We start from the raw sequence: 25,836 nt of genomic DNA, 5'->3' as shown, positions 1-25,836 counted from the left end.
GATCTCCTGGGTCAGGGGGCTGGGGTGAAGCCGATGGGCAGCGTGATGGGGCCGGTGTTGCCGGAGTCGGGAAGCCAGGTGGCGCCGGGCAGTTCGTGCGGGTCGACCATCCGCCGGGCCAGCAGCGGCAGCGCCTCGCTCATATCGGCGCGGGCGACGAAGTGGCCCAGGCAGTAGTGCAGGCCGCCGCCGAACCCGAAGTGCGGCTTGCGTTCCGCGGTGATGTCCAGGCCGGGGGTGTACACCCGCGGGTCGGTGCCGGCGGCCTCGGCGTAGAGGTGCACGGTGGTGCCGGCCTTGAGTTCCACGCCCTCGTATTCGAAGTCCTCGACGACCTCGCGGGTCACCCAGCGGGTGGTGGGGTTCAGCCGCATGATCTCCTCGACGGCCTTGCCGCCGAGGTCGGGGCGCTGGCCGAGCAGCCGCCACTGGTCGGGGCTGGCCAGGAAGGTCTGCATGGCCAGGCCGAGCTGGTTTCGGGTGGTGTCGAAGGCGGCGAAGATCAGCATGGTCAGGCCGTCGCGCAGTTCGTCGTCGGACAGTCGGCCGTCCTCGGGGTCGGCGGCGTTGACGAAGGCGGTGACGAAGTCCTCGCGCGGATGGGCGCGGCGGTCGGCGATCTGGGCGTCGCAGTAGTCGTAGAGCCGTGCCAGCGCGCCCTCGATGCGGGGTAGGTCGTCCTTGAGGGTGACGGCCATGGCCAGCCCGATCGTGGTGGCCTCCTTGGCGAGGAGGCGCCAGTCCTGCTCGGGGGTGCCGAGCATGATGGCGGTGACCCGCGCCGAGTACGGCTCGGCGAACTCGGACATGAACTCGCAGCGGTCGGGTGCGGCGAAGGCGTCGACGAGTTCGCCTGCCAGCGCCTGGAATCGGGGGACCTGCCCGGCGATGAGCTGCTGGGTGAAGGCCGGGGTCATCAGGCGGCGCAGCCGGCGGTGCTCCTCGCCTTCCTTGTTGAGCAGCCAGCTGGCCCACCATCGGGCGAACGGTCCTTCGGTGACGCCGTTGTGCGCGGGCCAGGCGATGCTGCCCTGGCGGAGTTGGCGGCTCTTGAGCAGTTTGTTCATCTCGGCGTAGCGCAGCACCGCGATCCCGTACGGGGTGGTGGCGTACCAGCTGCGTTCGCGGGCGTCGTGCACTTCGGCGGAGGTCAGCGAAAATTCCGGGTCGGCGACGTCGAAGTGCGGAACGAGATCGAGGGGCGACATCGGGGCTACCTCCAGGGTGCGTGACCGGATGCCTTTAAAGACTCTAGAAAGAGAGGATTAATGTCAAGGGCTGCGAGTTAAGTCTGGGTAACCCGTGGTTCAGCTGTTTGCGATGGCAACGGACCAGCCGTTGCCGAGGGGGAGTTCGGCGACCTCGTGGAATGTTTCGTCGTCGGTGGGGACGGCGTCGAGCCGGGAGCCGACCAGCCAGCGCGGGGTGTTCGCGGCGATGACCCGGCGCTCGGTGTTGACCACGACGGCGTCCTCGCCGGTGTGCCGCAGCACCTCGATCAGCCGGCGTTCGACATCGCCGACCACCAGGTCCGCGCCGGCCACGCCGAGGAAGGTGCCGTCGGCGATCACCGGGATGGTCGCGGTGATGGTGTACATGTCCGAGCCGCTGTAGTCGACATACGGGCCGTAGGCGACGCGCTGCTGACCGCGCTGGGCCAGCTGGTACCAGTCCATCTGCAGGTAGTCGTAGACGTCGATGCTGGTCGGGTCGAAGTTCAGCCGCAGCCGGGCCACGCGTTCGTTGTGCCGCTGCCACCACGCCATATAGCGTTCGCGGCCCTCGACGACCGACGGCGCGGCGACAAAGCCCATGCCCCAGATGCCGTGTTCGGTGGTGAGCAGTCCGGCCAGTAGGCGCTGCAACCCGGAGAAGTGCGTCTCGGTGAGCGACGCGCGCGGTGGGCGGCTGCGCAGCACTTCCTCGGCGACCGTGTCGAGCAGTCGGTAGAACGGCTCGACGGCGTGCGAGGCCTCGGTGGCCAGCTCCTGTGCGGTCATGACCGGCCAGCCAGATTCATGTTCACCGTGGTCAATCGGGGCAGTTGGCTCATGGCGTGTTCTTCGGCGAGCCGGCGCGCCTCGGGGGCGTTCTCGGCGGCGACCGCGGCGGCGATGGCGTGCTGGGTGTCGACGTAGGCGGCGACGTCGATGTCCGGGCCGCTGGGTAGCCAGATGAGCCCGGCGAGCTCGGCCTGCAGGTTGGCTTCGCGGCGGGCCAGCCGCGCGGACTGGGAGGCGACGGCCACCTGGATGTGGAAGCGGCTGTCGGCGCGGATCCGGTCACCCAGGGTCGCGGCCGCACCGAGTTGGTCGGTGAGTGCGAAGAGTCTGCGGACCGCATACGGGGCGGCGCGTTCGGCGGCGAGTTTCGCGGCCTGCCCGGCGATGGCGGTGTGCTCGTCGAACAGGTCGCGCAGGTCCGAGGCGCTCATCGCGGCCAGGCGTTCGGTGAGCTGCTCGACAGGTGGGCCCTCGGGGCGCCGGACGAAGGAGCCGCCGCTGCGCCCGCGCCGGGTTTCCACGAGGTGCTGTTCGCGCAGGGTGGCCAGCGCTTCGCGGACGGTCATCGGGGCGACGCCGAACTGGGCGGCGAGGTCGACCTCGACCGGGAGGCGTTCGCCGTCGTCGAGCAGGCCGAGGTGGATGGCCTCGGTGATGCGCAGGACGATTTCGTCGGCCCGGCCGACGGGGGCGTCGGGGGCGACCAGGGGAGACAGCGAAGACACCACGGTCCGCCCCTCCCGTCATTTGCCCGACGATCGGCAATGTACCCGATCGGGTACCAATTCTGCCGTTTTGGTAGCGGCTTAAACCATAGGAATGTAGTTTTTCGCTCATTCGGTTTTCCACCCGAAGGAGAGCAGCTCATGACCACTGCCACGCCACCGACGTCCCGCCCCGATGACGCTTCTCATCCCGATGACGACGCCGCGCACCTGCACGCGCTGGGCTTCAAGTCGGAGTTCAAGCGGGATATGAGCCCGTGGGCGAACTTCAGCCTGGGGTTCACCTACCTGTCGCCTGTTGTCGGCGTCTACACGTTGTTCGCGTTCGCGTTGGCCACCGGTGGGCCGCCGATGATCTGGAGCTTCCTGATCGTCGGTGTAGGCCAGCTGCTGGTGGCGCTGGTGTTCAGCGAGATCGTGGCGCAGTTCCCGGTGGCCGGCGGGGTGTATCCGTGGGCGCGACGGTTGTGGGGGCGGCGGTACGCGTGGATGACCGGGTGGGTGTACCTGGTGGCGCTGCTGGTCACCATCGCCTCGGTCACCTACGGCGGCGGGCCGTTTGTGGCCGCGACGTTCGGCATCGAGGCCACCACGGACAACATCATCCTGTTCGCGCTGGTGCTGATCGCGGCGGCGACGGCCATCAACTTTCTGGGGACGAAAGTCCTTGCCAAGGCGGCGATCATCGGTTTCGTCGCGGAGATCATCGGCGCGCTGGTGGTGGGTGGCTGGCTGCTGATCGCGCACCGCGAGCACAATCTCGGGGTGCTGTTCGACAGCTTCGGCACCGGCGGTGACGGCAACTACATGTTCGCGTTCGCGGCGGCCGCGCTGATCGGTATCTACCAGTACTACGGCTTCGAGGCGTGCGGCGATGTGGCCGAGGAGGTGCAAGACCCGGGCCGGCTGATCCCCAAGGCGATGCGGCGCACCATCTACATCGGTGGTGCGGCAGCCACTTTCGTGTGCCTGGCGCTGGTGCTCGCGGTCGCCGACATCCCCGCGGTGATCGCCGGTGAGGACACCGACCCGGTCAGCACGGTGCTCAACGAGGCGTTCGGTCCGGTCGGATCGAAGGTGATCCTGGTGGTCGTGCTGATCTCGTTCCTGTCGTGCGCGATGAGCCTGCAGGCCGCGGCGAGCCGGCTGGCCTACTCGTATGGGCGGGACGGGATGATCATGGGATCGTCTCTGCTGTCGAAGTTTTCGGCTACCCGGCATGTGCCGCCCTACGCCTTGGTGATTGCGGCCGTGGTGCCGGCGGTGATCGTGATCGGATCGCGGTTCTCCACCGATGCGATCACGAAGATCATCAGCTTTGCGGCGTTGGGCATTTACATCGCGTTCCAGATGGTGGTGCTGGCGGCGCTGCGGGCCCGGCTGAAGGGCTGGGTGCCTAGCGGGAAGTACTCGCTGGGGCGGTGGGGGCTGCCGGTGAACATCGCCGCGCTGGTGTACGGCGTGATCGCCATGGTGAACATGGCGTGGCCGCGGACCCCGGATGCGGCGTGGTATGACAACTGGATCGTGGCGCTGTCGGCGGTGGTGGTGATCGGAATCGGGTTGGTGTACATGGTGGTTCACCCGGTGGCTGGTCGGAGCACCGCGCCGTACAGCGATGCGATTCCTTCGGGCCGGCGCTGATTCCAGTCGCCCCCGCCGCGCGCCGGAAAATTTGGGCTCTCGATTTGCCCACCTCTGAGCGACAATCGAGCGACACGGGTTGTGGGTCGTCTGGGCTCTGCGGTGGTGGCGGCGATGTGCGAGCGAGTCGCGCCCTGTGTGCAGAGTGAACGGCTTGTCGGTGCCGGATGCGACGATGTGCGGCTACTTCGAGCCAAGGAGAAATCGATGAAAAGTGTTGTTATAGCAGCGGCGGTTGTCGGTGTTGCGATCGCGATGAGCCCGGCTGCATCGGCGGAGCCCTCGTGGACCATGCCGAACCTGATCGGGATGGACCTGCAGGGTGCGCAGGACGCGATCCAGTCGGTGAGCGGCGGGCAGGTGTGGTTCAGCAGTTCGACCGACCTCACTGGTCAGGATCGTGCGCAGTTGAGTGACCGCAACTGGCAGGTGTGCAGCTCGACCCCGGCGCCGGGTGGCACGTTCACGGTGAGTACCAACATCGACTTCGGTGTGGTGCGGATTGATTCCGAGGAGTGTCCCTAGCCGCCGGGCAGGACGGGCGGCTGTCGGCAATCCCACCACGTTTCGCGCCGCCGCGGTGAGTTCGATTGTTCCTTCGCTGAACTGAAGTCGACTTAAAGGCTCAGCGGAGGCTAGTTGGCCGTCCCGTGGGTCACGGCAGGATTCATCGTGGCGGGTCCGGCGGCGTATTCTTCGCCGGTTCCCGCCGCGTGTGCGTTCTCTATGGAGTTATCAAGGTGCGTGAAGACTTGGTCAGGCAGCGGCGGGCAGGTCGGTCATGGTGCGTCGGGCGTGCGATCGCAGATGCGCCGGTTCGGGGCCGGTCGGGTCGTGGGGCGGGATGAACCAGGGGTAGCGGTCGGGGCCGAGGTAGACCTGCCAGCCGCCGTGGTGGATGGCGGTGTGGTGCAGTCGGCAGAGCAAAACCCCGTTGTCGAGGCTGGTGGTGCCGCCATGCTCCCAGGGGGTGATGTGGTGGGCATCGCACCAGGACACCGGGCGCCCGCAGCCGGGGTGCGCGCAACCACCATCACGGACCGCCAACCCTTTACGGATATGGGGCGGGAAGAGCCGTTCGCTGCGCCCCACATCCAGGGGTACGCCCGAGTGGTCGACGATCACCGAAGTCAGAGTGCTGTCACAGGCGATGAGTTCGGCGGTGGCGGCACTGACGGGCCCGCCGAATCCCAGTGTGTCCACGCCGTGTGCGGCGGGCCGGATCAGGGTGACGTGCGGGAGTACACCTCCCGACATTGGGCGCTGCGAATTCGACAGGTAGGTCCGCATGATCTGCCCGAACGCCTCCGCGCGACGCCGCCCGACCGGGCGGGGGTCCGCTGATCCGTCGGGCAGCGGTACGGGCCGGCACAACGGATCGAGTGCCGCGATGAGTTCTTCGCCGGTGAGCGCATCGAGGTCCAGGGCGGCGGTGATACGTCCTTCGTCGTTCACAGCCAGTGTCATGTCGTTGAGGTCGGTGTTCTCCGCGACCGGTACGACATCTTCGGCCAAGGGTGTTGTGCCGGCCTTGTCGATGGCGATCGTGCGAGCCTTCTTGGCCACATCCGACGGGGTGGTCTCAATCATCAACTTCGTCACGATGTTCGTGCGGTCATTGTCGGACAAGGGGACTCGTTCGGTGATGTGAGTGACTCCCTTGCCGATGGCGTCGGCGAACTCGATTCCGACCGCACCGAGGCGCTGCTGTTGGGTCAGTGCCGGCAGGGTGTGTGCCGCACGTCCGACCCGCACCGCCCGCCACGTCGCACCCGGTGACATCCCCAGTTGGCTGAGTAGGTCAGCGCCGGAGCGCAGGTGCTTGCGGCCCGGGATACCGGCCCGTTCCGCGGCTGCGACGGCCTGGGCGATCACATGGTCGAAAACGTTGCGCGCCGTGACTGCAGCAGCCAGTACCGCGAGCAACGCCGGTTCATCCACGATGCGCCGAGGAGAATCGAGCAGGTGACACAGCCTCCGGTCGGCGTCGTCCTCCGGTACGGGTGTCGGGGTGAGATCGTCGATAAGCGCATCGATAAAGGTGTTGAAATGGTTGGCGTCCATAGGGATACCGGCTTTCACAGAAGGTACGCACAGCGCACGATCAGTCAATACAGTCCGACTGGCCCCCGAAGGGGCAGTCGAACCTCGCGGCGACCGTAGTCGCGGTCTGAAGCTCACCGGTGAAGATGGGAGCCACGTCGCATTCGAACTTGTGTTCGATAGTACGCCGGAAGTGCAACCTGTGCAAGGGGTTTTGTATCAGGACTTCGGTGACGGTGCGGGTGGTGGCATGTATTCGACGAAACGGATCAGGGTCAACTCGGATCCGGCGTCAGCGCGGCCGCCAGCATCCTGGCGGTCAGCGCGACCATGGCGCCGCGGTCCGAGCCGGGTGGGCGTTGCAGCGCGATGCGTAGGCAGGCACTCGAGGTCACGCCCATCGTGACGAACACCAGGTCTTGGAGTTGGTCGGCGTCGAGGTCGGGTCGGGTGCGGCCGGGGATGGCGCTGCCCAGCGGCAGCAGGCTGCGTTCGATCTCGTCCATAGCGGTGTGGTTGAGGTAGGCGGGGATGTCGAAAGATGAGGAGTTCTGTTAACGACGGTTGAAAATCCGGCCAGTCGCGACGGCTGAAAAGTAGGCCACCCAATCAGATTGGATGGTGATCTCCTTGGAAGACTGGGCCTTGATCCGGCATCTTCACCGCAGCGAAGGGTTGTCGCAGCGGGCTATCGCACGACAGCTGAGCATCGCGCGAGACACGGTGGCCAGCGCGTTGGCCAGTGATGGTCCACCGAAGTACGAGCGGGCGGCAGGTCCGTCGGCGATCACCGAGGTGGAGCCGCGGCTTCGGGCGTTGTTGTCGGTTTATCCCCGGATGCCGGCGACGGTGCTCGCCGAGCGGGTCGGCTGGACTGGCTCGATCTCCTGGTTCCGGGAGCGGGTCCGGGCGCTTCGCCCGGAGTATCTGCCTGCTGATCCGGTCGATCGCCTCGAGCATCCGCCGGGTCGGGTGATCCAGTGCGACCTGTGGTTCCCGGCACCGAGGATTGCGGTCGGGTTCGGTCAGGAGGCGATGCTGCCGGTGCTGGTGATGGTCGCGGCGTTCTCGCGGTTCGTCGCCGCGGTGATGTTGCCCTCGCGCCAAACCATGGACCTCGTGGCCGGGATGTGGCAGCTGCTCTCGCAGAACTTCATCACGGTGCCCCACGAGTTGTGGTGGGACAACGAAGCCGGGATCGGTCGTCGCGGCCGGTTGACCGATCCCGTGACGGCGTTGGTGGGCACGCTGGGGTCGCGACTGGTGCAGATGAAGCCTAACGACCCCGAATCCAAAGGAATGGTGGAGCGAGCCAACCGGTATCTGGAGACCTCGTTTCTGCCCGGTCGCAGTTTCACCTCACCGCACGACTTCAATGACCAGCTCGGGCAGTGGCTTCCGATTGCCAACAACCGACGGGTGCGGGTGTTGGATGGTCGTCCGGTCGACTTCCTCGATATCGATCGCGCGCACATGCTGGCGCTGCCACCGGTGCCGCCGACCGTCGAGACGGTGACCTCGGTGCGGCTGGGACGCGACTACTACGTGCGGGTGGCCGGCAACGACTACTCCGTGGACCCCCATGCGATCGGCCAACTCGTCGAGGTAAGCACCACCCTGGCCCAGGTGACGGTGACCCGGTCGGGGCGCCTGCTGGCGGCTCACGACCGCTGCTGGGCGGCGCGACAAACCCTCACCGATCCCACCCACGTGCAGGTTGCCGCGGTGCTGCGTCACCAGTTCCAGGCCGGCCCGCCACCGGCCGCAGGTGATCAGCTGGTGCGCGACCTGGCCGACTACGACCGGGCATTCGGCGTCGACTTCACCACGGGCACAGTCACTTCCGATGGCGAGGTGGCATGAGCATGGCCGAGGATCCGATGAAGGCCGTTCTGCACTACGCCCAAGCGCTCAAGGCGCCGCGCATCCGCGACTCGGCTGCCCGACTGGCCGAGCAAGCCCGCGACGCGGGCTGGACCCACGAGGAATACCTCGCCGCGGTCCTGTCTCGGGAGGTCGCGGCCCGGGAAGCCTCCGGCGCGGCGACGCGTATCCGATCCGCCGGTTTCCCGACCCGCAAATCGTTGGAGGACTTCAACTTCGATCACCAGCCGGCGCTGAACCGGGACATGATCGCCCACCTGGGCACCGGCGCGTTCCTGGCCAAGGCCTCCAACGTGGTACTCCTCGGGCCGCTGGTTATCGAAGGTTCGAACGCAGAATGACCGTGTTATGCCTGTTCAGGACGTTGTTGCGATCGATACGACGTTAGGCGAGGGCTGGATGCCGCGGCGGGCCAGTTCGCGCCGTAGGTCGAGGTTCTCTCCGTGTGCTCGTTCGAGTGCGTCGCGGAGTGCTTTGAGTTGCTGGTGGTGCTGTTTCTTGAGTTCGGCGATCTGGCGGGTCAGCGTGATGACGAGCGTGCTGTCGGTGTCCACGGATTGGTCGGCGGGGGCCTTGGGGCGGGTGCCGCGCAGATGTTCGATTCGTTTGCGCAGTTCGGGATGGTTGTAGAGGAAGGCGTGAGAGACGGCCGCTTCGCGTTGCACGGCCTGGAAAGTGATCGGGTCGCCACGTTTGACCAGTCGGCGGATGGCCTGCTCAGCGTCTCGGGTCTTGTTCTGAGACTTGGCTTTCGCTGCTTGGGTGAGTGCGGTGATGCGGCGTTCTCGGGAGTCGGTCATGGGGTGCTCCTGCGGTGGGCGGTGAGATCGAGAGTCAGCGGGACTGGTCCAGCGCTGGCTCGATGACACTGGGTTGTCGCGCCGTGGGCTGCGGAGCCGGGCGCATCGTCGAGGGCGGCCAGGAGTCGGGTAAGCGCGTGGTGTTCAGCTCGGCGGCGGATCAGCCAGACGTTGTCCTCGGGCATGGGATGGCCGTGTCGCTGTTCGAATTCCGTTGTGGCCCGGTCGATCAGGTCGGTGGTCTCGCGGAGTTGACGTTGCAGTACGTCGTGGTGGGTGTGGTCGGTGACGAAAACTGAGCAGGTCAGGCAGGCGTTGCCTTTGTCGCAGGATTGCAGCGGTGGCAGCATGCACCACCCGTTGGGCAGGAACCGGTCTGCGCGGCGGAACAGGTGCAGACTGTCGTGGTCGTCGCTGGAGAGTTGGATGCGGGTGCCGTCGGATCGCAGCTTGGCCGTGGCCAGGAATGCCTGCTCGGCGTGTTCGTCGCGGGCGGCGATGTAGTGCATCGTCATGGTGGGGGTGGCGTGCCCTGCATAGCGCTGTAGGACGTGAATCGGCAGACCGAGTTCGGCCAGTCGGGTCAGCCGGGTGTGGCGGAAGCGGTGAGTGTGGCTTAACCGCACGGCGTGGCCCTTGGCGTCGGTGATCTGAACGAGGTCGCTGAGGCTGCGCAGCACCCAGTTGTAGGTACCTGCCGGATAGGGTTTGTCACCGCGGCGGTTGCCCAGACGCCGCGCGAACAGATACCGCCTGCTGCCTTCTGGATGCTGGATTTGGAGCCAACGGTGTTGTTCGGCAATGACTTCGGTGACCTCGCGGTCGACGAGGATGATGTCGGGTGCGACATCGATCTTGCTCTGCGCGTAGCGGAACCTGGTCAGCATTTGGCCATCGCCCTCGGCCGCTGCGGTAGTGGCGGGCGCAGCCGAAAGGCAGTCGAAGTCGCAGGTGCGGATCTCGCTGGCCCGCCGGCCGGTGAGGATCTGCAGCAGGATCATCCGCATCGCTTGCGGGTCGTCAAGTCCGTTGGCGGTGAGGGTGGTGCCGTCGCCGCGGGTGATGGTCATCTGCTCGGTGCGCGGCAACCCGATCAGCGGCAGCGCCGCAGTGATCTGCGCGAGTGCGTGATCATCGATGTAGTTCGCATCGTTGAAACCGCGTTGATGCGGTATCCGGGTGACCCGGCCGAACCAGCTGGAGGCGTGTGCTGCGCTCACTCGTTGCCAGGGCTCGGCACCGAGAACGCTGCGAGCCTCCCCGGGATTGGCGGCAATGAAGTCCAAGAGGCCGGCCACCGCTCGCAGGTCGTCGTTGATTCCCCGGATCGGCACTGTTCTTCCGAGGTGGCGTGTGTCGGATTGGCGGGTGACGCGGTTGGCTGCCACGGCGGTCCACCGCGCGAACGCCGCCGCCTGTTCGACCGCGCTCGTTGGGTCGCCCAGGATGCCAGTCGGGTCGTCGAAGCTGGCGGTCAGCCAGTTGTCGAACCGGCGGAAGCTGCGCATGCGTTCCTGGCTGACCGTGGTCCAGCGCAGCGCCCCGGATTCGAGCATCGTGCCCAGGTGCCACTTCACCGCGGCCCGCAACCACGGAAGCTGTATATCTCCGGGTGCGCAGCCGTAGTTGGCGACCGGTTCACGATCGGTCAGTGGTATCCGCGGATCGCAGCGCGGGTGCCAGAAGTCCAGGTGCCACCACGGGCCGTCGTGGCAGGCGGCGATCAGGGCGTGCCGGGCGAACCCGAACAGAGCGTGCACCCGGCCCCGACCTCGGGGTGAGGGCAGTCGCTTGCCCCTGCTGAGATAGAACCAGCTCTGCAACACCGCGGCGGCGTCGTAATCCATCGCCCGGATCGACGAGGGGAAATCACGGCCCTCGGTAACTGCCCGCCGAATCATGTTGGCCAACTGCGCCATCGCCAACACCGAGACACGGGTGCCATCACCGGCCTGCCAGTGCGCCATCCACGCCAGCTCCGCGGCGAACGGATCGGGTAATTCGCTCAGATCCAAATGCGGCCAATCATTCTCGGTAATCGACGCCCAGTTCTCGATACCGGGCCCGAGCACGGGGCCACGCCACTGTGCTGGCAGCTCGTCAAAGAGTCGCCAGATCGGATCGAGGTGTTCGGCACTACGCAGGCGCAGGTGGCCATGCTCGTCGATCACTCGGCCACCCGCCAGCTGCTGGCATAGGACGCCCAGTTGGCTGCTGCTCGCAGGGCTTCGTCATCGCGAACCCAGCCGTAGAGGTCAAGGGTGGTCTGCACGTGGGCGTGCCCGAGGCGTCGGGAGACCACCCACTCCGGCGTCCCCGCCAGCAGCAGTGCAGTGGCATGGGTGTGGCGGAACCAATGCGGCGTCCACCCGGGTGGCCCGATGCAGCGCCGACGCAGCGTGGCCACCTTCTCCCGGACCGTCGTCTCTCGCAATGCGGCCAACAACGGTGGTCGGAACACATTCACCAGTAGCGGCGACGTGTCCGTAAGAGCAATGCCGCCTTCGGTTGCCCGGCAGGCGATATCGGTGAGATAGTCGGCGAACAGCCGCTCGAGGTCGGCCCCGACATAGACCCGTCGCGGTCGCATCATCTTCACCCGCGCCCCGTTGGGATTATCCGAGCGGGGCACGATCTGCACATACGCGGTGCCGCCGCGGCCAAGCACGAACTCGCCGATCCGCAGACCCAGCGCCTCCCCGAGACGCATCCCGGTCTCGGCCAACAGGGCGAACACGAACCGATCGCGCAGGTTGCCTCGCCACGATCCGGACTCGGCGTCGAAGACCGCGCAGCCATCCAGGATCGCCTGAATCTGCTCGGGCAGGAGCACGGGCGGTCTGTCGCGGCGGCGGTCGCGGCGCACGCGCACCAGCGATGACGCGACCGGGGCCGAACGCGCATCCAGATGCGCAAGCAAGCCTCGCGCCGGTCGGTGCCGCGGTGCTCCACGAAGGAGCCGTCCCGCTACCGCCACCCCGGACACGGCCTGATGCCAACGGTAGAACGAAATCACCGCTGCCAGGCGGACTTCCAACGTTGCAGCGGTCGGCGTCGGGCCAGACCCGGTCAGCCGATGTTCAACCGTGCGGCCATTGCGCTGCCAGGACAGGAACGCCGTGAACGCGGGGACACCGACATCACGCCAACCGTCGGTCTGTCCGCGTTGCTCCAGGAAGCTCCACCACTGCGCCAACGACGTCGCATAACCACGCACCGTGTTCGGTGACCACAGGTGCCGGTGAGCTTCGATCCACTCCTCGATCGGACCGACCGTTGCGAAGTCCTCGCCAAGCACAGTCCACGTCCGCTGCCCACCCGCAGGACACACAGCCACCGGATACGCCATCGTTGCCGTTCCTTCACGTTGAAGAACACCCGCCGATAAACCGGCAACAACGATGACTTGCCCCGCATCAACCCCCTTGTCACATACATAGATTCGAGCGTGTTGCTACCCGTTGATAACACCCGGAACCGGCAAGACCCACCTCGCGATCGGACTGGCGGTCAAAGCCGCCCAGACCGGGCACCGCATCGCGTTCGCCACCGCGGTGGATTGGGTCGCCCGCCTCAAAGCCGCCCACAACGCCGGGCGACTCCCGGCCGAGCTGGTCAAGCTGCGGCGCATCGGTCTGCTCGTCGTCGACGAGGTCGGATACATCCCCTTCGAGCAGGACGCGGCGAACCTGTTTTTCCAACTGGTCTCCAGCCGCTACGAACACGCCTCACTGATTCTGACCTCGAACCTGCCCTTCGCCCGCTGGGGCGACGTGTTCGGTGACCAAGTGGTGGCCGCGGCAATGATCGACCGCATCGTCCACCACGCCGACGTCCTGACCCTCAAAGGCTCCAGCTATCGGCTCAAAGACACCGGAATCGACACCTTGCCCTCCGCCAGAGCCGACAACACGGCACAATAACCACGACCACGTGGCCTACTTTTCACCGTCGCTTCTGGCCTACTTTTCGACCGTCGTCAACAAGTTCAGAGCCAAGGAGAAATCGATGAGAAATGTTCTTGTGGTGGCGGCCGTGGTCGGTGTGGCGATCGCGATGAGTCCGCCTGCGTCGGCGGAGCCGTCCTGGACGATGCCGAACCTGATTGGCATGGACCTGCAGGGTGCGCAGGACGCGATCCAGTCGGTGAGCGGCGGGCAGGTGTGGTTCAGCAGTTCGACCGACCTCACTGGTCAGGATCGTGCGCAGTTGAGTGACCGCAACTGGCAGGTGTGCAGCCCGACCCCGGCGCCGGGCGCCACGTTCACGGTGAGTACCAACATCGACTTCGGTGTGGTGCGGATTGATTCCGAGGAGTGTCCTTAGAAGTTTCCGAGCATTGTCAGCAGGCGACAAGCGTTCTTACCGGTCGCCTCCAGACCGGCCGAACAGCTCTTCGGCGGCAGCGTGCTCGAGCGAAACGAGCGCCGCGCACGACGTGATCGCCGTCGCTTCGTCCTTGAAAAGGCCTTCGACGCGAGCGGTGTTCGTTCTGAGCCAGTCGGCAGCCTCGGCATTGAGAGGACTGGGTGTCACAATGCCGTCGAGATGACGGCGGATAATCGAGAGGCGGAACCAATTCTCAGGGGCACTGTTCGCAGTGGGGGCGGTTGCCACCAGAATATGTCCGCGGTCGTTGGTGATGGACCAAATCAGGAGCTGCCCGGTGAGGACCAGTTGGGCATCGATTGTCGGCGAGCCGGACGTACTGGAGTCCGTGATGCGGTACTGGGGGTCGAGGTACAGGAAATCGAAGTACTCGAGAAGTACTCCCAGTAGATGCTTCAACTAATTGCCCCAGATTCGTACGCGCGCAAACGTGGTCCAGGAATCGTTCGACTCCGCGACGGACGAAGTCCACGGCCGTGGTGCTCCGGTCTACGTATCAACAGCACGGGGCTACGGGTCGATGTCATCGGGACCGGGCTTTGGCCATCCCCAGTTCTTGTAGGAATTCGACCTCCGGAGAGCAACCAGCTTCGCGCAGACATCGGGAGCCGTCGCTTCATCTGCAAAAAGTGCTTCGACTCGTACGAGATTCTGGGTCAACCACTCGGCGAGGTCGAGCGAGGAACCCTGTTCGGTGTCTGAACCACCATCGAGGTATTGGCGAATGAGGGAAAGCCAGAACCAGTTTTCGTCGTTTGCGTATCGCAGCGGCGCAACGGTGATTCCGATTTGACCGCGATCGTTGGCGATCTCCCAGCGGAGTTGATCGCTCGAGATCGACACAGACGCGTCGATGTCCGCGAGTCCGCGGGTCCGGGAGTCGGTGAAGCGATACGCCGGATTCAGATAGAGCACTTGTACGTAGCGGACGATGAACTCGAGGAGCGTCTTCATGGGCGGCCTCCGGCACTCGGTGGAACCAACGTCGTGCTATTCACAATCACGTAGCCATGAGCTTGCAAGTATCTCAGTTCGGCTCCGGTGAAAGTATCGACCTTGATCTGGTCGATCGGCACCGAGAGCGTTATCGTGTCGCCATTGCTGATCGCGAGATCCAGCACATGTTGGTTCGCGGCGAGTCGTTCGACCGGGGTTGCTGCGTTCCATGCATCGCCGATGTCGAAGTAGGTCGCACCGTTCGCTTGTGCAACTTCAATGTAAGACGGACCGCCGTTGGCGGGGCTGTACGGTCCGAGGACCGTCTGTCCGCTGCCCGTGAGATGTTGCTCGGCCAAAACGCGTAGGTCAGGGGTCATGTGGTCGAGCGGGTTGCTCAGGTTGAACTCCGGGCCTGTCGTCGCGGGGGCGGGCAGCGGGTCCAACGGCAAGCCAGTGGTGTCTGGCGCGGCGAGTGGTGACGGGTGGTCGAGAGCGCCGGCAGACGTTGGCCCATCGATCAGATCGTGGGGGATGCCTGGTCCGTCAAGCGCTCCCGCCCGTGCGATAAGGGCGCCTTCACCGCCGAAGATCAAACCGGGTGTGGCAACGGCACCGTCGGCCGCCTTCTCGCCCAGATAGTAGGCAGCACTGGGAGAGTTCAGTGCATGTTGGATCTCGTCCACGGCCGCGCCGAACGGGTTGGTGAGTTGGTCGTGCGTACTTGCGGCGAGCTCGCGCCATGACTCGAGCACTCCGGGAGCGCCGGGGCCGCCTTGTCCCATGAGTTCCTTGATTCCCTGCTCGGTCGCAAACCACCGGTCAGCGAAGCCCTCACCGAACCCCGGCGGTGGCATCGCTTCGGGCTTGGGTGGGACGTAGCGCGGAAGCGGTCGTTGCGCCGCCGCAACCATCGCATCGAGACGTGCCTCGATCTGATCGGCCGGCACTCCGGCACGTTGCATCTCCTGCCTTGCGAGTGTCTTGAACTGCTCCACTTTCACGGGATCCAACGGAGGCGGGGCGAGAGGCGTGATGGGTTGGTCGCTGGGTTGTCCGGCTAGTTGGGCGAGCGCTTCGCCGAGATCATTTGGTGCACGCTCTGATTGGCCGCGTACGGGTGGTTGCTCGGGATTCCTGGCACCCGGAAGTAGCAGGTCCTCCAGCGAAGTGGCAGGCTGTGCTGGTGCCGGGACTCCGGTGGCTGTGCCGATAGCGCTTGCAAGGTCAGCGTCGACCTGTTCGCCGTCGGCGAGCACGTCGGCGATTCGAGCCTGTAGGTCCGCAACCTTTGCGGCGACCTGGGCAGCGGTCTCTTCGTCGAGGTAGGAGACGTCGGGCGGGATCACCTGGTTGGTGGTCTCGTCGACAAGAACAACAGGAGATGCCGCCGCGTCGTTCAAGATGCCGGTGATCGTCGTGGCGATTGCCTCAGCTTGCTGGTGCGCGCTGCCCATGCCCGTTGCGGCGGTGGCGAGATTGTCAGCTGTGTCGCTATGGTCGGCTGCGCTGGCCACCATGGCTGCTCGGGCCGCGTTGCCGCCGTCACCTTCCCACGTAGACGCGCTGGCCAGCGACCGGTAGAAGTCCGCCGAGGCCGTGTGGTTGGCCGCCGCGTCGCGGGTCGATCCCGCCAGATCGGCTATTTCAGGAACCCACTCCCTGAGCTCCCTGAGTGTCATCGACACGCAGTCACCTCAGAGCGCAGAACCTGCGGTGTCGATGTCTGCAGACTCCTGGTCGTCCGTCGCCGCGTACTTCGCGGCAGCGGCCCGATGCTTTTCTGAGAGCGAGGTGAACTGTTGGTCGTAGCGGACGCCGTCGCGTTCCCAAGCAGCCAGCATTCCAGGCAGAGCGGCCGCAGACGAGCCGGCGCCCAGTGCCGCGTGACTCGCCCGTGCATGTGCCGACTGATGTGCCGTCCTGAAGCCGGCGGCCTGGCCGTCGAGTTGACCGGCGGCGAGCACCAACTCAGTCGGATCTACCTTCAGCGGCTCGCCTTGCTCGGGCACCCCACGACCTCCCCGTTACACGTGTATTGCCAGTTTACTGGCGCTAGGGGGCACGGGAACGCACCAAAACTGCGATCCGATTCTGAACGACTTCTCAGCGTGCGCGGAGGGCTGCAACGCCACGTCGTCGACAAGCGTCCATCCTGGTCGTCGTAGGTCGGAGCGCAGCCAGCGCCGCGCGTCCGCACCGCCATTTCGCCTGGACGGCGAACCTCGATTACTCGCCGTTCAGCCGCAGCCTCTAAGCTGCGGTCTGACGCTCGCGGTGGATTGCGCCGCTCCACGCCCACCCACCCGAGGACACCTTGATGGCGATCGCCGATGTTCCCAGCTACCTGCATCTCAGTAGCGCGGACGTCGAAGAGATCGCCTACGAACTCGACGCGATCCGCCAGGACGTCGAGGACTCGCTCGGGGCGAAGGACGCGGCCTACATCCGGCGCGTGATTCATTTTCAGCGGGCGCTCGACGTCGCGGCGCGTCTGGTGATCGCCGGCAGCCGGTCCAAGAAGGGATGGCTGCTGGGCACGGGCGCGCTGGCGTACGCGAAGTCCCTCGAGAACATGGAACTCGGCCACAACATCTCCCACGGCCAGTGGGACTGGATGAACGACCCCGAAATCCACTCCAACACCTGGGAGTGGGACATGGTCGGGCATTCGGCGCAGTGGCGGTATTCGCACAACTACCGGCATCACGTCTACAGCAATGTGCTCGGCATGGATGAGGACATCGGCTACCGCCTGCTGCGGGTGACCGAGGACCAGCCGTGGCGCTGGTGGTATCTGGCGACTCCGGCACGAAACCTGGTGTTGGCGGCGATGTTCGAATGGGGCATCGCCTTGCACGGGCTGCACTCGGAGAAGTTGCGGGGTGAGCCGGCGGTCTTGGCGGTCGAGCGGCGGAAGTTCGTCGGCAAGGCGGCCCGTCAGTTGGCCAAGGACTACATATTCATGCCGGCGCTGAGCCTGCGCCGGTGGCGGCGGACCCTGGCGGCCAACGTGGCGGCGAACACGCTCCGGAACCTGTGGGTGTACGTGAACATCATCTGCGGGCACATCCCCGATGGTGCCCAGACGTTCGATCCGGCGGTGGTCACGGATGAGACCCGGGGTGAGTGGTATCTGCGGCAGATGCTGGGGACGGCCAACTTCGAGGTGAGTCCGTTGGTGGCGCTCTCGGGCGGGCACCTGTGCTACCAGATCGAGCATCACCTGTTCCCGGACCTGCCGAGCAACCGACTGCCCGAGGTCAGTGTCCGCGTGCGGCAACTGTGCGAGAAGTACGATCTGCCGTATAACTCGGCTTCGCTTCCGCGCCAGTTGTTTCGGACGCAGCGGATCATTCATGAGTTGGGGATTCCGGATGGGCTTCTGCCGGCCGGACGGCGCAGCTAGCTTTCGCCACCCGCTGTATACGAAGACCGGCACCGACCGCTGCACAGAAAACTGGTGCGTTGGTGCCTGTTCAAGGTGCGATATTCTGCAGATTCTGGAGTCGCTGGATGGGGAGCTATGGCGAGGAATCTGGAAGTAGAGGTCGACGGTCTGCGCACGGCGTCGTCTGCAAGCACGATGGTCGCTGCAGGTCTGGCGGATGGTGCGGTGACGGAGTCGGTGAGCAATTCCCGGCCGAGTGGCGCGGGAATCTCAGCGCTGGATGCGGTGTGTGCGGCGGTACGCACGAGGCAGTCTGACCGGATCGCGAAACAGGCGGCAGATCTGTCATCCGCGGGCACGCGCTACGACGACGCGGACCGCGGCAACTCAGCGGCTATTGACGGGGCAATTTGAGTCCTACGGCTACCCAGACGGCGCTGCCGACTCGATCGGAGGTCGCGGGCTGGAACACGGCGGACCTCAGCAGTGCGGCGACCCGGTGGGAGCAGGCAGCGTCGGCAGCAGAAGCCGCATTCGACCAGCATCGGCAGAATATCGCCAACCCGGTATGGGTCGGCGATGCCAAGGATGCAGCGTTACAGCGGGTGACCGCGGACGTCGCCGTTGCACATCGACAGGGCGACGCGCAACGTGAAGCTGCTGTCATCGCAGCCCGCGGCGCAGAGGACATTCGCAGTGCTCAGCAGGAAGTACTCGAGGCAATCCACACTGCCGAGGCTGACGGCTTCCAGGTGGATGAGGACCTGACGGTGAGCGACACTCGTCCGTACGACGCGCAGACCGCGGCGACTCGTGTTGTTTCCGCGATCGAGTATGCCGAAGAGATCCGTTGGCGCGCTGAACAACTCGTTCAAACCGATGCTCTGGTGGGTAAACAGCTCGAAGCCAAAGCTGAGGAACTTGCCGGCATCTCGTTCGACGGCGAGAACAGGAGCGAGGCGCCCGGCGACCAGGTGCAACTGGTCGGCAACGAGATCAAACTAGGGCCAGAGCTAGGCGAGAACCCACCGTTGTCCGAGAGTCGTCGTCGGGCTGTCGAATACTCCGAGAAGTGGGCCGAAGGCTTCAACCCCGAATACGAATCGCTTGGTGGTGGCGACCTGGACTGTACGAACTTCGCTTCTCAAGTAATGCGGGCCGGCGGGTTCGATGACGTGGGCAACGACATCGATGATTGGCGCCGTGGAGACAGCGACGACTGGTACTACCAAAATGATGGCGCGATACTTCCGGGGAATACCTCGTCCAAGACTTGGACGCTGGCGAAGGAGAATCACAATTTCGTGACCCAGCATTCGGGTCGAGGCGACATCGTCGGAGTGGTGCCGACGCCCAGCAGTAACGGGCTGGATCCACTGGCGCCTTCAAAGGCGGGGTTGCTTCCCGGAGATCTCATTTACTACAAGGACGCCGACGGCGGCATCAACCATGTAGCGGTCTATGCCGGCCAGCAGACGATCAACGGTGTGCCAACTGACATCATCAACCAGCATTCCGGTGGAGTGAAGCTGCACGATGACTGGATGCCCAATTCAGCGGAATACACTCATGCGCCAGCTCAAGTCGAGTTCGTCCATCTGAGGTATCCGGGGGAGTGAATCCATGATGGAGTGGTACAGCGCGCACCGGCGCGTTTCGTGGATTGCTGCGGCGGTGCTTGTCGTCGCGGTGGCCGCCACGGTCTGGCTGTTGACTCTGCCGTCCAACAGTGATGGTCTGTCGTTAGGTGACTACGGTCCCGGCAAGCAACAAGAGTGGGCAGATCGACTCGTGGCGGGTCTCAACACGCATGACGCAGAACAGGTTCCGGTACTTCGCTTGAAAGGCGGGCTATCGCTGGAGCAGCGCGACTCCATCGAAGCGGCCATGCCGGCGACGGGCTGCGCGTACGAACTGGCAGCGGTGCAGGATCGTGGGGAGCAACGAGGACAACAGGTTCCGGGGTTGTCCTCGGCAGCTTCGACCTACCGCTTCGACGTCACGGTCGAGGAGCGGTGCCTGGGGCAAGCGTCGCGCACCCGCGAACTCGGGGTCGTGGCGATCGCCGAGATGGGTTACTGGGAGCCGTTCTACTTCGCGACCAGCGGGTGAGCCGGAACGATCAACTTGCCGCCGGTGGTGGCGGCGGTTGGGCTCTGGCAGAAGGCGGTGCGGCGTTGGGTCTCGCGACGGGTCCGTTCGCGCCAGGTGCCGTCCCGGTATTCGCCGTTGCAGGTGGCCTTGTCGGAGGTTTCGGGGGCATAGAAATGGGCGAGTTCGTTGGGGAGGCGTTGTGTCCGAACTGAATCTCCCCAAGCCGGCGAACTGGGCCGAATCCGGCAGGTACGTGTTGTGGGCGGGACTCATCGAGTCTGTGGGGGTGGCCTACTTCGTTGTCCGAGGAATCCTCGCCGGACTGCGGGGCAACTATTTGACGACGTGTTTGATTTTCGGCTTCATCACGTTTCCAGTCCTGATGATGGCTGCTCTTCTCCTGGCGTCAGCCGGCAAGACGAAGACGCGGACCTCCAGCGACGCAACCGGGTTCACCGTGTGGCCGGATAAGCGGTTCACCATGCTGTACTTGACCGGACTCGCGGTGATCGTCCCCTCGGCACTGCTGCTCGCGTTCTTCATCCCGCGCGGTGCGATCGACATTCCCATGACGCGAGGGCTCCAAATCTTCTCGCCCCCTCTGTTCCTGGCAGCTGCCGTGTGTGCGGTCATCGGGCTGACCAGCTGGGTGCGGCGCGGGGGAGTGGGATACATCAGGCTCAGTCCGGCAATGGTCGAGATCGCCGATGTAGTCAAAACCCGAGCGGTGGAATGGGATGACATTGTCGGCATCAAGGATCACTCCGAGACCAAGGATGGCAAAAGAGCCGGCAGGTCGGTGGTGCTGTCCCTGCGCGATGGCAGCGAGAAGGTCGTTGGCGGCCTCAATTTATACGTTCCCCGCGGTGTGGCCGTGTACTGGTTGGGGGCGGCACTACTGGCTACATCCGGAGGATCGGATGGAGTTGGTCGATTCGAGGGTCGATGAGCGGTTCCGCGATGGACGATTCGATCTCAGGTAGTGCTGAGATCCTGGTGCCACGTTGATGGGCTGTTTTTCGGCACGGCGGCAGGTCAGTTGTCCCTCTGCCGAGAAATCGGCTCCGCGAAGTCGGTGTCCGGGTTCGGAAGCTGTGCGAGAAGTACGACCTGCCGCACAACTCGGCTTCGCCACCGCGCCAGCTGTTTCGGACGCAACGGATAATTCACGGGTTGGCCGTACCCGAGTGGGTGACGTTGTGGGGCCGGCACGTGCCGCTGCGCCGGCGGAGAAGTGAGTAAGTCACTGCCCGCCTTGTAGCGACAAAGCAGCGACAACTCACGTGCTGCCGGTAGTGGCCGAAGCCGCAGTTCATACGGCACGATGGGGATGTGCCATTGTCCGAAGCGGGCCTGCTTGGCGCGGCAGGCGGCGTCGTGTTTGCCCGGGGTGAGGACTACGTCGGGTATGTCCGCGGGCTGCGGGTCGCCGACACGAAGGCGTACGCGTCCGTCCAGGCCAAGCGGGTGTATACCGTGGAACTCGATTGGTCCGGTTCGGTGCTCGGTGGATGGTGCACCTGCCCGCATTTTGAGGACGGCAATTTCTGCAAGCACCTGGTCGCCGTCGGGCTCGCCGCGATCGACACCGGCCGCGTCGCAGTCGACCTTGACACCAACGGTGCACCCGATACGGCCTTGGATGACGCGGTGCGGGCGATGGATGTCGACGAACTACGCGAGCTGGTGCTCGATCTTGCCCGCCGCGACGACAGTGTGCAACGGCTGATCGAGATCCGAACCATGGCAGCGTCGAGTGATGGCGCCGAGGCCGCACCTGAGCTGGATGCCTATGTGCGAAACGCACTGTCGTTTCGCGGCTTTATCGACTATCGGCGCTCGTTCGACGTTGCGGGCGTGGCCGCTGACGTGCTCGACGAGTTGGAAAGCTACCTGGACGGTGGGGCCGCCGAGGCGGTGCGCCCCGCGTTACTGCGAGCGGTGACCCGGTTGCGCAAGATCATGGAGGAGGCCGACGACTCGTCGGGGTCGATCGGCTTTGAATGTGAAAGGGCGGCTTCCCTTTATGCACGGGCGTGCCGATTGGGCCGGCCCGATCCCGTCAAGCTCGCCACCTGGCTGGTGAAATTTCGCGCCGACTCGCCGGGCTGGCCCGAACTGGTCCTTGCCGATTTCGTCGACGCGTTCGACGAACCTGCGCTGGCGACCTATCGGCGGGCGGTGGCCGCGGTGGACCGCAAGTACGCCGACCGAGAAAAGTGGACTCGGTCGGAAATCGACCGAATGGTACTTGAACTTGCCGACCACGACGGCGACGTCGACCAAGCCGTCGACCTCTTGAGCCGACGCGACCACCCGCAATACGGGGCGATCGTGGATCGGTTGCGGGCCGCCGGCCGAGCCGATGAAGCGGTCGGGTGGATTGACCGCGCGGTCACCGAGGGCCGAGTATCCAGTCACGGTGGCGGCAATGACTTCTGGTTGAGCCCCGATGCCGTTGCGCAGACCTACCTGAGCCTGGGCCGTCTCGATGACGCTCTCGATGTCATGCGGGCCGACTTTGTCCGGCAGCCTTCGGTTCCCACTTACCGTGTCTTGCTGGACTTCGCGACAACCATCGATCGCGCCGACACCGAACGGGCATGGGCGCTCGAGCATGCGGAGAGACTCGCGGCGGACCGATTCGCCCAGGGCGCGGTTCTGGTGCAGCTGTGGCTCAGTGAGGGTGATATCGAGGCCGCCTGGCAGGCCGCAGATCGCTACGGCCCGGGCTGGGCTTGGAAGGAACTGGCGCAACGCGGTGCTGATGCTCGACCCGTCGCCGCGGCCGACCTGTACCGCCCGAAGCTGGCGGACGATTTGCGGTATCCCAACTCCAAGATCTATCCCGATATCGCCGCGACGCTGGCCACCATGGCGAAGCTGTACGAAAAGGGCGGACGCAGTGCCGATTTCGCGGTCTTCATGGCCGAGATCCGGCGGGAGTACGGCCGACGGCCATCGTTGATGAAGGCACTCGACGCCAAGAAACTCTGACGTCCGCCGCTCGGCTGTCGCCTTCTCGGCGTGAACGACGGGCTGAAGGCATGATCGTGCTAGCCCGCTATCCGTGTGCGGACATCCAGCTGGGCAAGGTCGGCAGCGACGCGCCCGGCCGCCAATCCGGCGATATTGGACGCCGACACCGCGCGGGCGATGGCGGCCGGGAAGAGTCGGTCGAACAGGTCGTCGGCCGCCCGGCTGCGCGCCGCTAAGACCGGTAGCAGCTTGTCGTGACCGACGTCGGCGGCGGCGGTCGAACTGGCGACGGTGAGGCGTTCGCCGATGCGGACGGCGTAGGAGACGAGAAACGATTGACGGAATGATCTCGTTCTGGCCTGCCCACCGGCGTTTTGGCGTCCCGCGGCCAGCATGGCCCGGTTGGCCTGCACCAGCAGCGACGTGGTCAGCAACTCAACGGATTCCAGGTCAGCATCGGCGCCGACGATGGTGACGAATCCGAGCTTCTCCGCCCACACCATGCGACACCGATTGGCTGTCGCCACCGCCTGCACCAGCGTCGCCTTGGCGCGGGCGTAGGGGTTGTCGATCCAGAGCCGCCGCGCGGCCGCCTCTGCCGTGCGGCCGGCCTCGTGGTTGTTGATGGCGTGGTGCAGCGAGTACCTGCTCATCAATTCTTGCGCCTTGGCCGAAAGAGCCTCGGCCTCCTCGGGAAACCTGGTGGCCTCGGCCTTGGCGAGCAGTCCGCGCACTCGGCCGAGCGCCTTGGCGTCGGCCTCGCCGACCACCACCGCGGCGTGCCGGCTCGCGCCGGGCAAGGGCAGCAACGGCTCCAGGACCGGAAGCCGCCCCAGGAATCGGAGCGCGTTCAGCACCACCGCCAAGGCCGCGCGATGACTGACCGCGCGTCGGTCGGCCCAGTCCCACATCTGCGGCGCGTGGGCGGTGGGATCGATCCCCGGAGACAGCGCATTGAGGTCCGCCCGCCATCGCGGGTGCAGTGTTGCGGTGGCGTACTGGGCAGACTCACGCACGATGGCCTCGGCCAGATAGTCGGTCGCCGACGCATCGAGGTGGCGGCGAACAAGCTCGTGGAGGTCACTCGGCGACCAGCCCGCCTCCCACGCCCGGCCGATGGCACCGGCCATGGCGACTTCGGCGGCGGTATCGAGGTCACGGGTCCAGCCGGAAAACTCCTGGATCAGCTCGGCGGCGTGGACATCGGCGTCATGCTCGGGACAGTTCGCCGAGGCGTACAACGCCGCGACGAGGTGGTCGAGTAGGACGATGCGGTCGTGGCCCGGTTCGGGCTCGCGGTGTTCATGCTGGGATGAGGCGCGGCGGCGGGCCTTCTGCTTGGCCGCGCGCTTCTGGCGGTTGTGTCGGCTCATGTCCGGATTGTGTCGGACGGGTACGACAGGTCACTGGTCGCTCGGGTACGCACGTTGGCGGTGCTCGGACCGATCGATGGGTGGCGCGGCGACGGAGATGTCGATACGAGCATCTGCAACGGTCTCCTCGTCAACTGACGATGCAGGGCCCGTTCGCCCCGGCATGATGGGTGTCATGGACCGAACCTGGGTGAACCGGCCGATGCGCGCCGTCGGGGCAATTCTCGCCGTGGTCGCGGCGCTGCTGTTAGCGCCGGCCGCGGGCTTCGCGCATGCGGCGGTCGCGGCGCCTGCCGGCGATGTGATCTCCATCGGTGACCCGCATGCGGTCGGGCAGGTCGATCTGTATCTGGATCCGCTGTGCCCGTTCAGCGGTCAGCTGATCCAGGAACAGGGGGACGATATCGGGCAGCGCATCGAGAACGGCTCGCTGCATGTCAACCTGCGGTTGGTGAACTTCCTCGAAAAGTATTCGGCCAGCGGCACATACGACAGCCGGGCCATCTACGCGGCGTTCGTGGTGGCTGGGCAGTCACAGTCCAGCGATGTCACATGGCGTTTCGTGCAGCAGATCTTCTCCGCCGAGCACCAGCCGCACGAAGGTGGCTCCACCGATCTGGACAACAACCAGCTGGCTGATCTGGCAGCCGGTGCGGGAGCCCCACCGGCCGCCCTCGACCTCATCAGGATCGGCCTGCCGATCGGTTACGACGCGCGGGTGATTGCGGCCAACAACCTCGCTCTGCTGCACCAGTTTCCGGAGCCGGGGGTTCCACTGGTGTTGATCGACGGGCAGCCCATCGATGGGAATTCGGACTGGTTGGGTCAGGTCGCGGGCTGACCCTCACGGGCGGTCCAAAGGAAACGTCGGACCGATCAGCCGCGCGAACGCCTCCTGTGAGGCAGCCGGTCCGGGCGGCCAGGCCTGCTGCCACTCCCGCAGGGGCACATCGGCGTCGGGTTCGAAACGTGCCGCCATCAGCCGGTACTCGTGATCGCGCCAACCTTTCAGGCGCCAGTCACCGCCGGCGAACTCGCTGAGCCGTTCGGCCTGGCGCTGTTGAACTTCCGGCGACGCACCACCGCGCAGCCCGATGCCGTTCATCAGGCTGTGCCGGCCCAGCGCGAACGGTCGGAATCCCCACACCTGGGCAATCGCGTCGTTGACGGAGCGGCAGTCCGCGCAGGCCAGCCACGACCACCGTGAAATTCCGCCTGCCGTGGCGCGGAAGCAGACGATGCACAGGTCGTAGTGACGCGAGACGTCGACACCCTCCCACTTCTGCGGGGAGTCTTCGTGGCGGCAGGATTGCCACACCGTGCGCTGCACCGGTCCGCGCAGGCCGCCGCACGGAATATGTACCGAGAGTTCGGTGATGCGTTCGCGCAGAGCAGCATCCGCCGGCGTCAGGGGTTGGTCGGTCATCGTTCGCCATTCCTGGCGGCGCCGCGTTCGGACGCCCACCGCTTGCACTGTCGTGCCCGCTCTTCCCCTGGGGCACCGTGCGGTGGCGCGCGGTTGCCGGGACGACGGGCCAGGTACCCAAGCAGTCGTCCGCTCGTGAGCTGTCTCCG

Annotated in this window: 24 protein-coding genes, 2 pseudogenes and 1 riboswitch; of the genes and pseudogenes, 12 read left to right on the top strand and 14 right to left on the bottom strand. The window is 65.5% G+C overall.

The window, feature by feature from the left end; genetic code table 11:
• Positions 1–11 precede the first annotated feature (11 nt).
• From EXE63_RS05525 to EXE63_RS05515, 3 genes are all read right to left on the bottom strand, one after another.
• On the bottom strand, positions 12–1,208 hold the full coding sequence (locus EXE63_RS05525; RefSeq protein ID WP_168141140.1) for a cytochrome P450: 1,197 nt from the start codon (positions 1,206–1,208) through the stop codon (positions 12–14).
• Between the two features lie 99 nt (positions 1,209–1,307).
• Positions 1,308–2,000 carry a cache domain-containing protein gene (locus EXE63_RS05520; RefSeq protein ID WP_168141139.1) on the bottom strand — a complete coding sequence of 231 codons (693 nt, stop codon included), beginning with the start codon at positions 1,998–2,000 and terminating at the stop codon, positions 1,308–1,310.
• A complete protein-coding gene (locus tag EXE63_RS05515) occupies positions 1,997–2,731 on the bottom strand; it encodes a FadR/GntR family transcriptional regulator (protein WP_234904371.1) in 735 nt (244 codons plus the stop codon). Before EXE63_RS05515 ends, EXE63_RS05520 begins: the two co-directional genes overlap by 4 nt.
• A gap of 138 nt (positions 2,732–2,869) precedes the next feature.
• Between EXE63_RS05515 and EXE63_RS05510 the strand changes: the two genes are divergently transcribed.
• Both EXE63_RS05510 and EXE63_RS05505 read left to right on the top strand, forming a co-directional pair.
• Positions 2,870–4,372 (top strand): APC family permease, encoded by a 1,503-nt coding sequence (locus EXE63_RS05510; protein WP_168141138.1) that lies wholly within the window; start codon positions 2,870–2,872, stop codon positions 4,370–4,372.
• 207 nt (positions 4,373–4,579) lie between these two features.
• A complete protein-coding gene (locus tag EXE63_RS05505) occupies positions 4,580–4,897 on the top strand; it encodes a hypothetical protein (RefSeq protein ID WP_234904370.1) in 318 nt (105 codons plus the stop codon).
• Positions 4,898–5,128: 231 nt separating this feature from the next.
• Here the strand turns inward: EXE63_RS05505 and EXE63_RS05500 are convergent, their stop codons facing one another.
• On the bottom strand, positions 5,129–6,436 hold the full coding sequence (locus EXE63_RS05500; protein WP_168141137.1) for an HNH endonuclease signature motif containing protein: 1,308 nt from the start codon (positions 6,434–6,436) through the stop codon (positions 5,129–5,131).
• 254 nt (positions 6,437–6,690) lie between these two features.
• Complete coding sequence (locus tag EXE63_RS05495) at positions 6,691–6,921, bottom strand: hypothetical protein (protein WP_168141136.1); 231 nt, start codon at positions 6,919–6,921, stop codon at positions 6,691–6,693.
• 124 nt (positions 6,922–7,045) lie between these two features.
• Between EXE63_RS05495 and istA the strand changes: the two genes are divergently transcribed.
• On the top strand, positions 7,046–8,278 hold the full coding sequence (istA, locus tag EXE63_RS05490) for an IS21 family transposase (protein WP_372513160.1): 1,233 nt from the start codon (positions 7,046–7,048) through the stop codon (positions 8,276–8,278).
• A gap of 2 nt (positions 8,279–8,280) precedes the next feature.
• Positions 8,281–8,610: pseudogene (locus EXE63_RS05485) on the top strand (ATP-binding protein); the annotation flags it as partial.
• A gap of 45 nt (positions 8,611–8,655) precedes the next feature.
• Here EXE63_RS05485 and EXE63_RS05480 read toward each other — a convergent pair.
• Genes EXE63_RS05480 through EXE63_RS05470 form a run of 3 tightly spaced genes read right to left on the bottom strand, consistent with a single transcriptional unit; the run spans position 8,656 to position 12,448 of the window.
• Positions 8,656–9,099: a DUF6262 family protein gene (locus tag EXE63_RS05480; RefSeq protein WP_168140339.1), complete on the bottom strand. Its 444-nt coding sequence runs from the start codon at positions 9,097–9,099 to the stop codon at positions 8,656–8,658.
• Positions 9,096–11,270: a tyrosine-type recombinase/integrase gene (locus EXE63_RS05475; RefSeq protein ID WP_168140340.1), complete on the bottom strand. Its 2,175-nt coding sequence runs from the start codon at positions 11,268–11,270 to the stop codon at positions 9,096–9,098. The genes EXE63_RS05480 and EXE63_RS05475 overlap by 4 nt, the downstream gene beginning before the upstream one ends.
• The gene (locus EXE63_RS05470; RefSeq protein ID WP_168140271.1) at positions 11,267–12,448 is read right to left on the bottom strand and encodes a tyrosine-type recombinase/integrase; all 1,182 of its coding nucleotides are present in this window, start codon (positions 12,446–12,448) and stop codon (positions 11,267–11,269) included. The genes EXE63_RS05475 and EXE63_RS05470 overlap by 4 nt, the downstream gene beginning before the upstream one ends.
• A 121-nt stretch (positions 12,449–12,569) precedes the next feature.
• Between EXE63_RS05470 and EXE63_RS05465 the strand changes: the two are divergent.
• A pseudogene (locus EXE63_RS05465) lies at positions 12,570–13,022 on the top strand (ATP-binding protein); the annotation flags it as partial.
• A gap of 85 nt (positions 13,023–13,107) precedes the next feature.
• Positions 13,108–13,425 (top strand): hypothetical protein, encoded by a 318-nt coding sequence (locus EXE63_RS05460; RefSeq protein WP_168141134.1) that lies wholly within the window; start codon positions 13,108–13,110, stop codon positions 13,423–13,425.
• Positions 13,426–13,461: 36 nt separating this feature from the next.
• On the opposite strand, the gene EXE63_RS05455 is transcribed toward EXE63_RS05460, so the two are convergent.
• From EXE63_RS05455 to EXE63_RS05440, 4 genes are all read right to left on the bottom strand, one after another.
• Positions 13,462–13,887 carry a hypothetical protein gene (locus EXE63_RS05455; protein ID WP_168141133.1) on the bottom strand — a complete coding sequence of 142 codons (426 nt, stop codon included), beginning with the start codon at positions 13,885–13,887 and terminating at the stop codon, positions 13,462–13,464.
• A gap of 111 nt (positions 13,888–13,998) precedes the next feature.
• Entirely contained in the window at positions 13,999–14,442 is a 444-nt protein-coding gene (locus EXE63_RS05450; RefSeq protein ID WP_168141132.1) for a hypothetical protein, read from the bottom strand.
• Positions 14,439–16,106, bottom strand: a complete 1,668-nt coding sequence (locus EXE63_RS05445) for an Rv0964c family protein (protein WP_234904540.1) — start codon at positions 16,104–16,106, stop codon at positions 14,439–14,441. Before EXE63_RS05445 ends, EXE63_RS05450 begins: the two co-directional genes overlap by 4 nt.
• A gap of 15 nt (positions 16,107–16,121) precedes the next feature.
• Positions 16,122–16,436 (bottom strand): type VII secretion target, encoded by a 315-nt coding sequence (locus EXE63_RS05440; RefSeq protein WP_168141130.1) that lies wholly within the window; start codon positions 16,434–16,436, stop codon positions 16,122–16,124.
• A gap of 308 nt (positions 16,437–16,744) precedes the next feature.
• Here EXE63_RS05440 and EXE63_RS05435 point away from each other — a divergent pair, with 308 nt between their 5' ends.
• The 5 genes from EXE63_RS05435 to EXE63_RS05415 all read left to right on the top strand — a co-directional run bounded on the left by EXE63_RS05435 (position 16,745) and on the right by EXE63_RS05415 (position 22,906).
• Complete coding sequence (locus EXE63_RS05435) at positions 16,745–17,833, top strand: fatty acid desaturase family protein (RefSeq protein WP_168141129.1); 1,089 nt, start codon at positions 16,745–16,747, stop codon at positions 17,831–17,833.
• Positions 17,834–18,225: 392 nt separating this feature from the next.
• Positions 18,226–19,434 carry an amidase domain-containing protein gene (locus EXE63_RS05430; protein WP_168141128.1) on the top strand — a complete coding sequence of 403 codons (1,209 nt, stop codon included), beginning with the start codon at positions 18,226–18,228 and terminating at the stop codon, positions 19,432–19,434.
• 4 nt (positions 19,435–19,438) lie between these two features.
• Positions 19,439–19,927: a hypothetical protein gene (locus EXE63_RS05425; protein ID WP_168141127.1), complete on the top strand. Its 489-nt coding sequence runs from the start codon at positions 19,439–19,441 to the stop codon at positions 19,925–19,927.
• A gap of 181 nt (positions 19,928–20,108) precedes the next feature.
• A complete protein-coding gene (locus EXE63_RS05420) occupies positions 20,109–20,858 on the top strand; it encodes a hypothetical protein (protein ID WP_168141126.1) in 750 nt (249 codons plus the stop codon).
• Positions 20,859–21,241: 383 nt separating this feature from the next.
• Complete coding sequence (locus EXE63_RS05415) at positions 21,242–22,906, top strand: SWIM zinc finger family protein (protein ID WP_168141125.1); 1,665 nt, start codon at positions 21,242–21,244, stop codon at positions 22,904–22,906.
• Positions 22,907–22,965: 59 nt separating this feature from the next.
• Here the strand turns inward: EXE63_RS05415 and EXE63_RS05410 are convergent, their stop codons facing one another.
• On the bottom strand, positions 22,966–24,261 hold the full coding sequence (locus EXE63_RS05410) for a DUF2786 domain-containing protein (protein ID WP_168141124.1): 1,296 nt from the start codon (positions 24,259–24,261) through the stop codon (positions 22,966–22,968).
• 190 nt (positions 24,262–24,451) lie between these two features.
• Between EXE63_RS05410 and EXE63_RS05405 the strand changes: the two genes are divergently transcribed.
• Positions 24,452–25,102, top strand: a complete 651-nt coding sequence (locus EXE63_RS05405; RefSeq protein ID WP_396835284.1) for a DsbA family protein — start codon at positions 24,452–24,454, stop codon at positions 25,100–25,102.
• Positions 25,103–25,105: 3 nt separating this feature from the next.
• Here the strand turns inward: EXE63_RS05405 and EXE63_RS05400 are convergent, their stop codons facing one another.
• A complete protein-coding gene (locus EXE63_RS05400; RefSeq protein WP_168141123.1) occupies positions 25,106–25,687 on the bottom strand; it encodes a hypothetical protein in 582 nt (193 codons plus the stop codon).
• 33 nt (positions 25,688–25,720) lie between these two features.
• A riboswitch (SAM riboswitch) is annotated at positions 25,721–25,828 on the bottom strand.
• Between the last annotated feature and the right edge of the window lie 8 nt (positions 25,829–25,836).

This window comes from Mycolicibacterium frederiksbergense (genome assembly GCF_012223425.1).
GTDB lineage: Bacteria > Actinomycetota > Actinomycetes > Mycobacteriales > Mycobacteriaceae > Mycobacterium > Mycobacterium frederiksbergense.
This window is presented reverse-complemented; position numbering and strand designations above follow the sequence as displayed.

Coding starts and splice junctions, on each gene's coding strand:
- EXE63_RS05525 (WP_168141140.1), bottom strand. CDS start 1,208: ATGTCGCCCCTCGATCTCGTTCCGCACTTCGACGTCGCCGACCCGGAA.
- EXE63_RS05520 (WP_168141139.1), bottom strand. CDS start 2,000: ATGACCGCACAGGAGCTGGCCACCGAGGCCTCGCACGCCGTCGAGCCG.
- EXE63_RS05510 (WP_168141138.1), top strand. CDS start 2,870: ATGACCACTGCCACGCCACCGACGTCCCGCCCCGATGACGCTTCTCAT.
- EXE63_RS05505 (WP_234904370.1), top strand. CDS start 4,580: ATGAAAAGTGTTGTTATAGCAGCGGCGGTTGTCGGTGTTGCGATCGCG.
- EXE63_RS05500 (WP_168141137.1), bottom strand. CDS start 6,436: ATGGACGCCAACCATTTCAACACCTTTATCGATGCGCTTATCGACGAT.
- EXE63_RS05495 (WP_168141136.1), bottom strand. CDS start 6,921: ATGGACGAGATCGAACGCAGCCTGCTGCCGCTGGGCAGCGCCATCCCC.
- EXE63_RS05480 (WP_168140339.1), bottom strand. CDS start 9,099: ATGACCGACTCCCGAGAACGCCGCATCACCGCACTCACCCAAGCAGCG.
- EXE63_RS05470 (WP_168140271.1), bottom strand. CDS start 12,448: ATGGCGTATCCGGTGGCTGTGTGTCCTGCGGGTGGGCAGCGGACGTGG.
- EXE63_RS05460 (WP_168141134.1), top strand. CDS start 13,108: ATGAGAAATGTTCTTGTGGTGGCGGCCGTGGTCGGTGTGGCGATCGCG.
- EXE63_RS05450 (WP_168141132.1), bottom strand. CDS start 14,442: ATGAAGACGCTCCTCGAGTTCATCGTCCGCTACGTACAAGTGCTCTAT.
- EXE63_RS05445 (WP_234904540.1), bottom strand. CDS start 16,106: ATGACACTCAGGGAGCTCAGGGAGTGGGTTCCTGAAATAGCCGATCTG.
- EXE63_RS05435 (WP_168141129.1), top strand. CDS start 16,745: ATGGCGATCGCCGATGTTCCCAGCTACCTGCATCTCAGTAGCGCGGAC.
- EXE63_RS05425 (WP_168141127.1), top strand. CDS start 19,439: ATGATGGAGTGGTACAGCGCGCACCGGCGCGTTTCGTGGATTGCTGCG.
- EXE63_RS05410 (WP_168141124.1), bottom strand. CDS start 24,261: ATGAGCCGACACAACCGCCAGAAGCGCGCGGCCAAGCAGAAGGCCCGC.
- EXE63_RS05400 (WP_168141123.1), bottom strand. CDS start 25,687: ATGACCGACCAACCCCTGACGCCGGCGGATGCTGCTCTGCGCGAACGC.